12 protein-coding genes are annotated in these 13,967 nt (G+C 60.6%); 8 read left to right on the plus strand and 4 right to left on the minus strand.

The genetic code is table 11. The annotated features are described in order from the left end of the window. The first annotated feature begins 241 nt into the window (after positions 1-241). Genes RHP74_RS31130 through RHP74_RS31165 form a run of 8 tightly spaced genes read left to right on the plus strand, consistent with a single transcriptional unit; the run spans position 242 to position 9,228 of the window. Positions 242-1,156 carry a GDP-mannose 4,6-dehydratase gene (locus tag RHP74_RS31130; RefSeq protein ID WP_311097006.1) on the plus strand — a complete coding sequence of 305 codons (915 nt, stop codon included), beginning with the start codon at positions 242-244 and terminating at the stop codon, positions 1,154-1,156. Further along, positions 1,153-2,124: a GDP-mannose 4,6-dehydratase gene (gene gmd, locus RHP74_RS31135; protein ID WP_010465433.1), complete on the plus strand. Its 972-nt coding sequence runs from the start codon at positions 1,153-1,155 to the stop codon at positions 2,122-2,124. The genes RHP74_RS31130 and gmd overlap by 4 nt, the downstream gene beginning before the upstream one ends. A 3-nt stretch (positions 2,125-2,127) precedes the next feature. Next, positions 2,128-3,570, plus strand: coding sequence for a mannose-1-phosphate guanylyltransferase/mannose-6-phosphate isomerase (locus RHP74_RS31140; protein WP_311097007.1), 1,443 nt, complete (start codon positions 2,128-2,130; stop codon positions 3,568-3,570). After that, entirely contained in the window at positions 3,571-4,368 is a 798-nt protein-coding gene (locus RHP74_RS31145; RefSeq protein WP_083375406.1) for an ABC transporter permease, read from the plus strand. After that, positions 4,368-5,618, plus strand: a complete 1,251-nt coding sequence (locus RHP74_RS31150; RefSeq protein ID WP_010465439.1) for an ABC transporter ATP-binding protein — start codon at positions 4,368-4,370, stop codon at positions 5,616-5,618. Before RHP74_RS31145 ends, RHP74_RS31150 begins: the two co-directional genes overlap by 1 nt. Further along, complete coding sequence (locus RHP74_RS31155) at positions 5,615-6,982, plus strand: glycosyltransferase family 1 protein (RefSeq protein ID WP_311097009.1); 1,368 nt, start codon at positions 5,615-5,617, stop codon at positions 6,980-6,982. Before RHP74_RS31150 ends, RHP74_RS31155 begins: the two co-directional genes overlap by 4 nt. Beyond that, positions 6,966-8,096, plus strand: coding sequence for a glycosyltransferase family 1 protein (locus RHP74_RS31160; RefSeq protein ID WP_083375403.1), 1,131 nt, complete (start codon positions 6,966-6,968; stop codon positions 8,094-8,096). Before RHP74_RS31155 ends, RHP74_RS31160 begins: the two co-directional genes overlap by 17 nt. Position 8,097: 1 nt before the next feature. After that, entirely contained in the window at positions 8,098-9,228 is a 1,131-nt protein-coding gene (locus tag RHP74_RS31165; protein ID WP_010465444.1) for a glycosyltransferase family 4 protein, read from the plus strand. Positions 9,229-9,329: 101 nt separating this feature from the next. On the opposite strand, the gene RHP74_RS31170 is transcribed toward RHP74_RS31165, so the two are convergent. The 4 genes from RHP74_RS31170 to RHP74_RS31185 all read right to left on the minus strand — a co-directional run bounded on the left by RHP74_RS31170 (position 9,330) and on the right by RHP74_RS31185 (position 13,902). Next, positions 9,330-9,704: a DUF6124 family protein gene (locus RHP74_RS31170; RefSeq protein ID WP_077748505.1), complete on the minus strand. Its 375-nt coding sequence runs from the start codon at positions 9,702-9,704 to the stop codon at positions 9,330-9,332. A gap of 444 nt (positions 9,705-10,148) precedes the next feature. Then, positions 10,149-12,179 carry a pyridoxamine 5'-phosphate oxidase family protein gene (locus RHP74_RS31175; RefSeq protein ID WP_311097014.1) on the minus strand — a complete coding sequence of 677 codons (2,031 nt, stop codon included), beginning with the start codon at positions 12,177-12,179 and terminating at the stop codon, positions 10,149-10,151. 63 nt (positions 12,180-12,242) lie between these two features. After that, positions 12,243-12,869 carry a glutathione S-transferase family protein gene (locus tag RHP74_RS31180; protein ID WP_077748503.1) on the minus strand — a complete coding sequence of 209 codons (627 nt, stop codon included), beginning with the start codon at positions 12,867-12,869 and terminating at the stop codon, positions 12,243-12,245. 115 nt (positions 12,870-12,984) lie between these two features. Further along, entirely contained in the window at positions 12,985-13,902 is a 918-nt protein-coding gene (locus RHP74_RS31185; RefSeq protein ID WP_010465452.1) for a LysR family transcriptional regulator, read from the minus strand. Positions 13,903-13,967 lie beyond the last annotated feature (65 nt).

Genomic DNA, 13,967 nt, shown 5'->3' on the forward strand with positions numbered 1-13,967 from the left:
CTAAACACATCCGCTGAGGATTCGTGAACCGCCCGGCGAGAATAAATCGGGCTACGCTGACGAGAACTGACCAGTCACGGTGGGACCTGTTGAAATTGCCGCGCAATTGGCACAGATTGGCTACCAAACAACTACAACAAACGTTTCGCCTGTCTTTCGACCAAGGAATCCACCCGGTCTGTCAGACATCTCCATAAAGCCTGTGGGGAATGGACGAAATGCACGACCAAGGGGCCGCTGTTTGAAAAAGCGTCTGTTCGTTACGGGTCTCAGTGGATTCGTAGGACAACACATCCAAACCCGCCTGAAGGCTGATGCCTCGGAATGGGAGCTTCTGCCTGTCGCCGCCCGCTACGATCTCGGCGAGCCAGGCTCCCTCGACGCCCTCTGGCCGGACATGCCCGACGCGGTCATTCACCTGGCCGGCCAGACCTTCGTTCCCGAAGCCTTCCGCGATCCGGCACGCACGCTGACGATCAACCTGCTCGGCACCTTGAACCTGCTTCAGGCACTCAAGGCCCGTGGCTTCAACGGGACCTTCCTGTACGTCAGCTCCGGCGACGTCTACGGGCAAGTGACCGAGTCAGACCTGCCCATTACCGAACACCAGCCACCCTGCCCGCGCAATCCCTATGCCGTCAGCAAACTGTCGGCCGAGTTCCTCAGCCTGCAATGGGGCCTGAGCGAAGGCTGGCCGGTCGTGGTCGCCCGCCCGTTCAACCACATCGGCACCGGCCAGAAAGACAGCTTCGTCATCGCCAGCGCCGCCCGCCAGATCAACCGTATCAAACAACGCCTGCAAGCCCCGCAACTGGAAGTCGGGGACATTGACGTCACACGCGACTTCCTGGACGTGGGCGATGTGGTGTCCGCCTATCTGGCGCTGCTGGAAAAAGGTACGCCGGGACAGGTCTACAACATTTGCTCGGGGCGCGAGCAGAGCATCCGCAGCCTGATCGAACAACTGGGGGACCTCGCCCAGGTCGACATGCAATTGATTCAGGATCCTGCGCGTTTTCGCCGCGCGGATCAGCGTCGCGTTTGTGGCAGCTCTGCCAAGCTCGCCCAGACCACAGGATGGACGCCTGAAATCACAACACAACAATCCCTGCGGGCGATCCTGTCCGACTGGGAGATGCGAGTACGACAAGAATGACTAAAAGTGCACTGATCACAGGGATCACGGGCCAGGACGGCGCCTATCTTGCCAAACTGCTGCTCGACAAGGGTTATAAAGTCCACGGCCTGGTGGCGCGTCGCAGCAGCGATGCACGCTGGCGTTTGCGTGAAATGGGAGTCGAGGGGGACATCGTTTACCTGGACGGTGACATGGCCGATGCCTGCTCGGTGCAGCGCGCGGTGATCAAATCCGCTCCGGACGAAATCTACAACCTGGCGGCGCAGAGCTTTGTCGCGGCCTCCTGGGATCAACCGGTCACCACCGGCATCGTTGACGGGCTGGGCGTGACTCACCTGCTCGAAGCGATCCGCCAGTTCAGTCCGCACACGCGTTTTTACCAGGCGTCTACCAGCGAAATGTTTGGCCTGATCCAGGCTGAGCAGCAGGACGAGAACACGCCGTTCTACCCGCGCAGCCCTTACGGCGTGGCCAAGCTGTATGGCCACTGGATCACCGTGAACTATCGCGAAAGTTTCAACCTGCACGCCAGCAGCGGGATCCTGTTCAACCATGAATCGCCCCTGCGCGGCATCGAGTTCGTGACCCGCAAAGTGACCGACGCCGCCGCCCGCATCAAACAGGGCAAACAGCAGGAACTGCTGCTGGGCAACATCGATGCCAAACGCGACTGGGGGTTTGCCGGTGATTACGTCGAAGCCATGTGGCTGATGCTGCAACAGGACAAGCCTGACGATTTTGTGGTCGCTACCGGCGTGACCACCACCGTGCGCGAGATGTGCCGCATCGCCTTCGATCACGTGGGCCTGAACTACCGCGACTTCGTGAAGATCGACCCGGCGTTCTTCCGCCCGGCCGAGGTCGAAGTGCTGCTCGGCAACCCGGCCAAAGCTCAGCGCGTATTGGGCTGGAAACCAAAAACAGACCTGGATACCTTGATCCGCATGATGATGGATGCGGACATGAAACGCGTCGCCAAGGAGTAGGCCATGCTGATTCCTGTGATTCTCTCCGGCGGTGCCGGTACTCGCTTGTGGCCGGTGTCCCGCGAGGGCCATCCCAAGCCGTTCATGACCCTGCCCGACGGCCAGTCGCTGCTGGGCAAAACCTATCGGCGAGCGGCCGGTCTGCTTGATGGCTGGGGCGATATCGTCACAGTGACCAACCGCGACTACTACTTCCAGAGCAAGGATCACTATCAGGAGGCGCAGCTCAGTCGCCATCGCGGGCACTTTCTGCTGGAGCCGACAGGCCGCAACACGGCCCCGGCCATCGCCGCCGCCGCCCTGTCACTGCAAGCCCTGCACGGCGATGACGCGATCATGGTGGTGATGCCTGCCGACCATTTGATCCTCAACGAAGACGCCATGAAGTCTGCGGTCGAACACGCCGTGGCATTGGCCAAGGATGGTTTCCTGGTGACGTTCGGCGTGGTGCCGACGGCCCCGGAGACCGGTTTCGGCTACATCGAGACCGGTGCGGCACTGGACGAAAAAGGCGCCGCCAAAGTGCAGCGTTTCGTCGAAAAACCGGATCTGCAAACCGCCACCCATTACCTGGAAAGCGGCAAGTTCCTGTGGAACTCGGGGATGTTCTGTTTCTCCGTGACGACCGTGCTGGCCGAATTGCAGATCCATGCCCCCGAGCTGCTGGAGCAGACGCAAATCTGCATGGCGCAAAGCGCCCCCGTGGAAACGGCCGGGTGCCTGCAGCAGGAATTATCCCCGGCGTTGTTTGCCGAAATCACCGACATTTCCATCGACTACGCCTTGATGGAACGCTCCGACAAAGTGGTGGTGGTGCCCGCCGGTTTTGACTGGAGCGACATCGGCTCCTGGGGCGCGGTGGCCGCGCTGGTGCCGGCGGATGCGCAAAACAACCGCGCCAGCGGTGACGCGGTGTTCGTCGACAGCCACAACAACTTCGTCCAGAGCGAAGACCGGCTGGTAGCCGCGGTGGGTGTGGATAACTTGATCATCATCGACACCGCCGACGCGGTGCTAGTGGCCCACGCCGATCGCGCACAGGATGTGCGCCGGGTGGCCAAGCAGCTCAAGGACAAAAAGCACGAGGCCTATCGCCTGCACCGCACGGTCAGCCGGCCCTGGGGCACCTACACCGTGCTCGAGGAAGGCCCGCGCTTCAAGATCAAGCGCATCGTGGTCAAACCAGGCGCCAAGCTGTCGCTGCAAATGCACCACCACCGCAACGAACACTGGGTGGTCGTCGAAGGCATGGCCAAGGTCACCAACAATGGCGCCGGCACCCATCTGGTGGCCAAGAACGAATCAACCTTCATTGCCGCCGGTCACAAGCATCGCCTGGAAAACCCGGGCGTGATCGATCTGGTGATCATCGAAGTGCAAAGCGGCGAATACCTGGGAGAGGACGATATCGTTCGCTTCGAAGACCAATACGGCAGGACGGTTTGAATGCTGCTTTCCCTATACCGCACGCTGCGTAGTTATCGAGGGTTTATCTTCGGTAGCGTCCAGCGTGAGTTTCAGGCGCGTTATCGCAATTCGCTGTTTGGTGCTCTGTGGCCGGTGCTTAACCCCCTGTCGATGATCATCGTCTACACCGTGATTTTTTCCCACATCATGCGCGCGCGCCTGCCGGGCGTGGATGACAGCATGGCCTACAGCGTTTACCTCTGTGCCGGCCTGCTCGCCTGGGGACTCTTTGCGGAAATCACCCTGCGCAGCCAGAACATGTTTCTGGAAAACGCCAACCTGCTGAAGAAAATCAGCTTCCCACGGATCTGCCTGCCGGTGATTGTGCTGTTTAACGCGGGCATCAACTTCGCAATCATCATGGCCCTGTTCCTGGGCTTTCTGCTGATCACCGGACGTTGGCCGGGAATGGCGTTGTTCGCCTTGATACCGCTGATGGCGTTGCAAATGATGTTCTGTGCCGGGCTGGGAATGATACTCGGCGTGTTGAATGTCTTCTTCCGGGATGTCGGGCAACTCTTCGGCATCTGCCTGCAATTCTGGTTCTGGCTGACGCCCATTGTTTACCCGATGAGCATCCTGCCGGACTGGGTGCAGCGCCTGCTGCAACTCAACCCCCTGACCAACCTGATCGTCAGCTATCAAAACATGTTTCTTTATGGGCAATGGCCGGTCTGGAGTTCGCTGCTGCCGATTTTTGTCACGGGCTTAGTGTTCTGTCTGATCGGGCTGCGTCTGTTTCGCCAGCGCGTCGGTGAAATGGTGGATGAACTCTGATGGGGCATATTCGCGTCACCGGCCTGGGCAAGGCCTACAAGCAATACCCGACCCGCTGGAGCCGACTGGCCGAGTGGCTGATTCCGTTTTCGCCCCTGCGCCACCACCAGCACTGGGTGCTGCAAGACGTCGAATTCGAGATTGCCCCCGGTGAGGCGGTGGGCATCGTCGGGGTCAACGGCGCAGGCAAAAGCACCTTGCTGAAGATGATCACCGGCACCACCCAACCTACGTGCGGCAAGATCGAGCTCGAAGGCCGGGTGGCGGCCCTGCTGGAACTGGGCATGGGCTTTCACCCGGACTTTACCGGCCGACAGAATGCAATCATGGCCGGGCAATTGCTGGGCATGCAGGTCGATGACATCGAAGCGCTGATGCCACAGATCGAAAGTTTCGCGGAAATCGGCGAAGCCATCGACCATCCGGTGCGAACCTATTCCAGCGGCATGCAGATGCGCCTGGCGTTCAGCGTGGCCACCGCACAGCGTCCGGACATCCTGATCGTCGACGAAGCCCTCTCCGTGGGCGACGCCTACTTCCAGCACAAGAGCTTCGAACGCATCCGCAGCTTCCGCAAGGCCGGCACCACCCTGCTGATCGTTTCCCATGATCGCTCGGCCATCCAGTCGATTTGCGATTCGGCGATCCTGCTCAAAGACGGCCGCATGGCCATGTACGGCAAACCCGAAGCGGTCCTGGATTACTACAACGCCCTGATGGCCGAGCGTGAAGGCCAGGTGGTCCGTCAGGAAATGCTCGCCGGCGGCGAAGTCCAGACCGTGTCCGGCACCGGTGAAGCGGCCATCCTCAGTGTGCGGATGCTGGACGAGAACGAACGCTCCATCGACGCCGCCGAGGTCGGTCAGAGCGTGGTGCTGGAAGTCCAGGTCGAAGTCCGCCAGGACATCGAGCGATTGGTGCTCGGTTTCATCCTCAAGGACCGCCTGGGTCAAATGATGTATGGCATCAACACCCATCGCCAGGACAAGGCCCTGACCGATCTGCACGCCGGGGAGCGTTACACGTACCGTTTTTCCTTCGTCATGGGCCTGGGCAAGGGCAACTATTCCGTGTCCCTGAGCTTGTCGCGGCTGGACTCACATCTGGATCGCAACTACGAATGGCGCGATTACGGGCTGGTGTTCCATGTGATCAACAACCGGCATGAAGACTTCGTCGGCTGCTCGTGGCTGGCGGCGCAAACCACCATTACTCGCTCCGACTCGATTGTTTCGGAGCGCACGCCATGACGCGCCTTCTGGTTGAATGCACCCACGTGTTCCTGCACCCCAAAGTCAATTCGGGCATTCAGCGGGTGGTGCGTAACGTCATCAATCAATTGCCGGCTAGCGTCGACGGTGTTGAGTGCATTCCAGTGGTGATGCTCAAGGGCAAACTCTATCGGGTGCTCAAACTCGGTGCGTTGAACATCCCGTTTTTTGATGGGCTGATGACATTCGGTGGGCGACTGGAGCGGCTGGCTCATCGTTTCTGGCAACTGCATCAACGCTTGCACAATCGCAGTCACTCGCGAGTGGTCAAGCGCCTGCTGCACGTGGCCTACCGCCTCACGGCGATCACCTGCTTCAGCATTCCTTTGCGCCTGATCGACGCCATCAACCAATATCAACTGCCCAAACGGTGCTCGCCATTGCAGCATCAGCCGGGTGATCAACTGGTGTTGCTGGATTCTTCCTGGCACAGCGATTTCTTCCCGTTTGCCGAACAGCTCAAGCGTGAAGGCGTGGGCATCGTTTCGGTGATCTACGACCTCATCCCGCTGACTCACCCGCAGTTCTACGACACGCGGCTGGTGCAGATTTTCAACGAGTGGTTCAACTGGATCACCCAGACCGCCGACGGCTACGTGGCGATCTCCGCCACGGTGCGCGATCAGGTGCGCGAGGAATTGCAGCGTCGGCTGGGTCCGGCCAAAGCCGATACGTTGTGGTTCGATTATTTTCACCTCGGCTCCGAACTGGACCTGAGCGAAGCCTGCGCCGCCGTCGAGCCGAGACTGACGCGCGTGTTCAAAACACCGGAGCCGGTGTTTTTGATGGTCAGCACCATCGAGCCGCGTAAAAACCACGATTACCTGCTCGACGCGTTCGAACGTGCCTGGGCCTCAGGTTCGCAAGCCCGGCTGTGCATCGCCGGGCGCATCGGCTGGAAGTGCGACGCCCTGCTCGCCCGCGTGCGCAACCACCCACAGCTGAACCAACGCCTGTTCATGTTCAACGACCTGAGCGACACCAGCCTCGAACACGCCTATTCCCACGCTAGCGCGCTGGTGTTTCCGTCGTGGGTTGAAGGCTTCGGCTTGCCACTGGTGGAAGCCATGCAGCGCGGTTTGCCGGCCATGGGCAGCGACATTCCGATCTTTCGCGAAATCGGTGGCGAGTTCATGGCGTACTTTGACCTCGCCGAACCGCAAAGCCTGGCGGACCTGGTCACCGGTTTCGAACGCTCCGGGAAATTCCCGGCCGCTCGCAGCGTGGCGGACTGGCAGTGGATCGGCTGGCGTGAAGCCAGTGCGCAACTGGTTGAACGCACCCTGCGCAATCTGGTAGACGCGCCGGTCGTGCAAGAGAGGCAACATGCGAATTGCCCTTAACGCCCGGATCCTTCAAGCCCCGCGCACCGGCATCGGCCATTACGTCGCCGAACTGGCGAACGCGCTTGCTGATGAGCCCGATGTCGAACTCGCACTGTTCCACGGTTGGGGCTGGAGTTCGGACTTGCCAGAAGCCGCCATGCCCGGCTATTCGCGACTGACGCCGTTGCTGCGACAAATTCCGGGGGCTTATCAAGCCCGGCGCTGGCTGGAGCAGAAACGCTTCGATCAAGGGCGCTCGAAAACCATCGACCTCTATCACGAACCGAGCCTGTGGCCGCTGTCGTTCGACGGCCCGACGGTCATCACCCTGCATGACCTGACGCACCTGCACTACCCCGACACGCAACCCCCCTCGCGCCTGCGGGAAATCGAGCGGCGCCTGGCCGACGGCGTGCAGCGAGCGAGTCTGATTCTTACCGACTCGCAGTACATTGCCGACGAAGCCCAGGCGTATTTCGCACTGCCGGCCGAGCGTTTTGTCGTCGCACCGCTGGGCGTGGCCGCACGTTTCCACCCACGGGAGCCTGAAGCCATTAACGCGGTGCTCAAGACTCACGGCGTCGAGGCGCGGGAATACTTCCTGTGTGTTGGCACCCTCGAGCCGCGCAAGAACCTCACGCTGGCCCTGCGCGCCCATGCCCTATTACCGGCAGCCGTGCGCCAGGGTTTTCCCTTGCTGATCGCCGGCATGGCCGGTTGGCAAGGCGAACAATTCAGTGATGAATTGCGCGCAGCCCTGGCCACCGGGGATGTGTGCCTGCTCGGGTATCTGCCCGATGAAGCACTGGCACAGCTGCTGGCCGGCGCCCGGGCATTGATCTTTCCCTCGTTGTACGAAGGGTTCGGCCTGCCCGTCCTGGAAGCCATGGCCAGCGGCACCCCGGTGATTCTGACCCAGCATTCGGCCATGCCGGAAGTCGCGGGCGACGCCGGCAACTACATAGCACCGGACGATCCAGACACCTTGCGCGATGCCATGATCCGACTCATCGACGACCCGCTGCATTGGCAGGTCTGTCGCGAAGCCGGTTTGCAACAAGCGAAGCTTTTTTCCTGGGAGCGTTGCGCGAAGGCCACGGCCCGCGCTTACCGCCAGGCTATGGGAGACTGATATGCGCGTACTGCACTTTTACAAGACCTACCTGCCGGACTCGATGGGTGGCATCGAACAAGTCATTTTTCAACTCTGCGAAAGCGGTGCGCGCCACTCGGTCGACAGTACGGTACTGACGTTGAGCAACAACCCGGCACCTGGCGCGATACAGATCCGTCATCATCAGGTTCATCAGGCCCGGATGGATTTTCAGATGGCCTCCACCGGTTTTTCCTATAGCGTCTTCAAGCAATTTCGTGAGCTGGCGGCTGAGGCGGACGTGGTCAATTACCACTTCCCCTGGCCCTTCATGGACCTGGTGCATTTTTTCAGCGCCACTAAAAAACCCTGCGTGGTGAGTTACCACTCGGACATCATTCGCCAGCGCCATTTGCTCAAGCTCTACCGTCCATTGATGCGTCGTTTTCTGGACAGCGCCGACCGAATCGTCGCGGCCTCCCCCAACTACTTTCACACCAGCGATGTGCTTCAGGACTACCGCGAGAAAACCCGAGTCATCACCTACGGGCTGGACAAGTCAGGTTATCCACAGCCTGACGCTGCACGTACTGAACGCTGGCGCAAACAAGTCGGCGACCGGTTCTTCCTGTTCGTCGGCGTGATGCGCTACTACAAGGGCCTGCATATTCTGCTCGACGCGATGCAAGGGCTGAATTATCCGGTGGTGATCGTCGGGGCCGGACCGCTGGAGGCCGAACTGCATGCCCAAGCGAAGGCATTGGGGTTACAGAATCTGCACTTTCTGGGGCGGTTGGGTGACGAAGACAAAGTTGCTTTGCTGGAGCTGAGTTACGCAGTGGTGTTTCCGTCGCACCTACGCTCGGAAGCGTTCGGCATCTCGCTGCTCGAAGGCGCGATGTACGGCAAGCCGATGATCTCCAGCGAAATCGGTACCGGCACAAGCTACATCAACATCCACAACGAAACCGGGCTGGTGGTGCCGCCGAGTAATCCACAGGCGTTCCGAGAAGCAATGCGCACGTTGTGGGAAGACCCGGTGCGTGCGGCAGCAATGGGCGTGAAGGCCGAGGCGCGTTATCGGCAGTTATTCACCGCCGATGAAATGGGCCGCAAGTGGACGGCGTTGTACGAAGAACTGCTGGAAGAAAAATCCCTGTCCTACGCCTGAAATCTGTAGGAGCGAGGCTTGCCCGCGAAGGCGGTGTGTCAGTCGACATCAATGTTGAATGACACGCCGCCTTCGCGGGCAAGCCTCGCTCCTACAGGGGTTTAGCGGTGTGGCGCGGGGTTTACGGCCACGTTATCCAGCATCCGGTTCACCGCAAGCTCCGCGAGCATGACGATCTGCTGAATCGCCATCGCTGTGTGCCGGTGCGGTCCTTCCAGGTACCCCGCAAAATCACTCGCCATCACATTGGCCTGGGCCAAGGATTCACAGGTGTGGGCCAGCAGGTCTTCGTCTTTGATGTCCGGCGCGATCATGAACATCGTGCTGGGCTTGCGGGTCGCGGGGGATTTGAGGGCGGAGGGGTTGAGGTAGTGATCCAGCGCCCGCTCGGCGGCTTCGTTGAGCTTTTTGGAATCGATGGATTCGTAAGGGGAAACGTCGTCGGTTTCCGGGGGATTTGGTGTTTCTTTAATCATGGTGACACTCCGAATGAAGGGTTTTGCTGCCACTGATCGCTGCGACGCGATGTGAGGGAGGCAGCTGTACGCGGGGTCGCAGACCGAGCCATTCGGAAACTCGGCATACCCGAGGGTATCCCGCGCACAGCCGCCATCAAGCGGGCCGGCGATTATGCACCAAATGAACTGAACGGACTGCGACGCCCGATCGCTGATGTGCAGCGACCTCCAAAGCCTATCCCCCCGACTTCCGACACGACAACCGCTAGAACGTGTCGGAATCGTCCTCCCGAACACTCAAGTCTGTAGGACGTTCGAAGTATTTTTCAGGCCAACCCCGGCCCAATGTGGGAGCGAGCCTGCTCGCGAAGGCTGTTTAACCTTCAACATTGAAGCTGGCTGATACACCGCTCTCGCGAGCAGGCCCGCTCCCACACGGGTTTTCTGTGTTAGCCCGAAGGGTCACAGGTCCAGCACCAACGGCTGCGACCCCTGCGCCGGCACCGCGCAACAAATCAGCACCTCTCCCGCATCGGGCACTTCCGCCGGAGGCTGTGGATAATTCACCGCGCCACTGATCAGACGGGTCTTGCAGGTCCCGCAGGAACCCCCACGGCAACTGAATTCCGGGCGCAATCCGCGGCTTTCCGCCAACTCCAGCAAACTGCCGCCATCCGGCTGCCAGCGCGCTTCTTTGGCCGAGCGCTCGAACACAACGGGCACTGAAACCGTGGCGGCCGGTGGTTGTTCGATGACCACCGCATCCGGGTCTGGCGTGCGACGCAGTGTCGACGGGCCAAAGGTTTCGGCATGAATCCTCGAATCGCGAATGTCCAGTTCCCGCAGCGTGTCGTACAGCCCCTGGGTAAAACTGCCCGGGCCGCAGAGGACAAAGTCCACTTGGTCGTAGTCCTCCACCTCAAGCATCGTCTTGAGCAAGTCGCCGTCAATCCGCCCGGTCAGGTCGAAATCTTCACCCTCGCGAGCCTCCGCCTCAGGCTGACTGAGCAACCGCCGCACGCGTACCGCGTCACCGAGGCCATCCAGCAAACGGTCCAGTTCCGAACGGAACGGCTGATCGGCCAGGGTCCGCGAACTCTGGAAAAACCAGGTCGGACGAATACGCCGCGTGCGCAGGCCTTGATACACCACCTCGCGCACCATCGACAGCAGCGGCGTGATGCCGACGCCAGCCGCCAACAGCACCAGCGGCCGACGCTCATGGGGCGCCACGGTGAAATGCCCTTGGGGCGCGCGGGCTTCCAGCACATCGCCGACCCGGATCTGCTCATGCAGGTGCGACGACACCAGGCCTTCCCGCTTCACGCTGATGCGGAAAAAATCATCGGACGGCGCGCTCGACAGGCTGTACGTGCGGATGTGCACATCGCCGGCAATATTGAAGCGCAGCGGCAAATGCTGCCCGGCCTGGAACACCGGCAACCCGGCGTCATCAGCGGGCTCCAGATAGATCGAACGGATGTTGTGGCTTTCCTGTTCGATGCGCGCCACCCGCAACGGCCGCCAGTGATCGCCCAGGGCCTTGGCTTGCAGGCGTGCATTTGCCTGCGCCCAGGTGCCAGTCAGCAAACTGGTGGGCGACACGCCGTCAAAGCGCCAGCGCAAGGCCAGCGCCGCAGGCCGGCGCACCACGCGCTCTACCTCAAAGGTCCAGAGCCGCTCGGCCCCCTGAAAAGCCTCGACCTGCGGGCCTTCGAGGATGACGTCCGCGCGGCCGCTGAGGTGCAGCAGATCGCCCGTATTGAAATCGATGAACAGCAAACCGGCCCGAGGATTGATCAGCAGGTTGCCCAAGGTGTTAAAGAACAGGTTGCCGGCGAAGTCCGGGATGGTCAGGCGATTACCTTCCACCTGTACGAAACCGGCCTGACCACCGCGATGAGAAACATCCACCGAACGTTGGCCGTCGACGTCCACATAACTGGCGACAAAGAAGGTATCGGCCCCGGCGATCATGGCTTGGGCCGACTCATCCAGCGCGTTGAGATGCTGCGCGACACGGGTCGACGGGTCCGCCAGGGGCACCGAGCGAAACTGGCGCAATTGAATGTATTGCGGGCAATTGCCGAACGATTGGTCCACCGTCACCCCGAAGCCGCTCGAAGCCACAGCACCGACCCGGCCATTCATACGGTTGCGACGCCGGGTGTGCAGCTCGATACCGAGCAGGCCGATCGCCGCGCCGTCTTGCAATTGCGCGGGGTCGTCGCTGCCGGGCAGGCTGTCGAACTGTAACAGCGCAGGCGCTGGAGAATGAGCAAAACCCGGCGGCCCTTCAAGAACACTGGCCCAAGGGTTGCCGTCAGCATCCACCGCGCCGTACAGCATGAACGGCAGTTGCTGATAGAACTGGCGGTGCTGATCGGGCATCTCGCCGCGAATCACCCTACGACCTAATGTATCCATTCGCTCGGCTACACCTACGTGAGCCTGCAACTGTTTCTCGCCAGCGTGCCAAGGTGAACGGTCCATAACGGCTTCTCCCCTGCGCTTATCGCGCAACAAGAACGGCCCGACTGAATCGGGCCGTGAGCATCAGGCTGTTTTTTGCAGGCCGGCGACGGTGCGCGGCATGCCGACAAACCCTGGCAAGGCTTCGACGCGCGCCAGCCAGGCGCGGATGTTGGCGTAGTCGTCCAGCGACACATTGCCTTCCGGCGCATGGGCGATGTAGCTGTAGGCCGCGACGTCGGCGATGGTCGGCTCATTGCCGACAAGGTATGGGGTGGCGGCCAGTTCCTGATCGATCACTTTGAGCACGGTGTGGGCGTAAGCGATCACCTCTTCAGCGTTGTAAGGCGCACCAAACACGGTGATCAGCCTTGCTCTTGCCGGGCCAAAGGCAATCGGCCCGGCGGCGACCGATAACCAGCGCTGCACCTTGGCCGCACCGACGGGATCGGTGGGCAGCCAACGACCGTTGCCATATTTCTGCGCCAGATAGACCAGGATCGCGTTGGAGTCGGCCAGCACCACGCCTTGATCATCAATCACCGGTACCTGACCAAAGCGATTGAGCGCCAGGTAATCCGGCTGCTTGTGTGCGCCCTTGGCCAGATCAACAAAGATCAGTTCAGTTGGCAGTTGCAGCAGGGACAGCATCAGCTCCACACGATGAGCATGGCCAGAGCGTGGGAAGTTGTAGAGTTTGATGGCTTGCATGGTCGACTCCGCTGGGTGGAGGCGCCAATTGGAAAGTGTCGGCGCCGATGGGTTGTCATCTTCCACCTGCTACCGAAACAACAGAATAACCAGCAAACGCAATCCATTATTTCAACTAGAGCAATAATGCCTCGTTCTTCAAAGCGGGATGCTCGCGCAGGGCATTCACCGTGAAGTCGACAAAACTGCGTACTCGCGCTGGCGCCTTGCGCCCGCCCTGATAAATCACATGAATCGGCAACGGCGCCAGTTCGAATTCGGCCAGGACGATTTGCAACTCACCCGCCGCGACTTTTCTCGCGACTTGATAAGACAACACACGGGTGAATCCCAGACCCAGGCAGGCGGCCGTGATGGCAGCCTGATTGGCGGTGACCACCAGCCGAGCCTCCGTGCGCACCGTCAGCGGATCGCCATTTTCAAGGAATGGCCAGTTACGTAACTGGCCCGTGGCCGATGTCGCAATGATCGGCGCCTGCACCAGATCCTGCGGATGAGAAGGCCGGCCATGGGCTGCGATCAGCGCTGGCGAACCGCAAATCACCCGCCGCACTTCGCCGACACGAATCGCATGCTGATTACTGTCAGGCAAATCGCCGATGCGCACCGCCACATCGATTCCCTCTTCGACAACACTGACCACACGATCAAGCAACAGCGCATTGATACTGACCTCAGGAAACTGCGCCAGATAATCAACCATCACTGGCGTGACAAATAACTCTCCGAACAATACCGGCGCGGTAATCGTCAATTGCCCACGGGGTTGTGCGTGACTGCCCGCCGCCGAATCTTCCGCTTCCTGCACCTCGGTGAGAATCCTCCGACAATCCTCCAGATAACGCTGCCCCGCCTCGCTCAAATGCACGCTGCGGGTGGTACGGGTGAGCAACTGCGTGCCAATGCGCGTCTCCAGCGCCGCCACCGCCCGTGTGACACTGGCCGCCGACATCCCCAACCGACGCGCCGCTGCAGAAAAGCCCTGGTCCTGGGCGACGGCGGCGAAGACCTGCATTTCCTGGAATCTGTCCATGGGGCAATGTCCTTCATTCGGATAAAAAAAATCGCAACCATAGGCTGCGATTTTTAGTGTTCAGT

This window comes from Pseudomonas sp. SG20052 (genome assembly GCF_031766055.1).
Lineage (GTDB): Bacteria > Pseudomonadota > Gammaproteobacteria > Pseudomonadales > Pseudomonadaceae > Aquipseudomonas > Aquipseudomonas mandelii.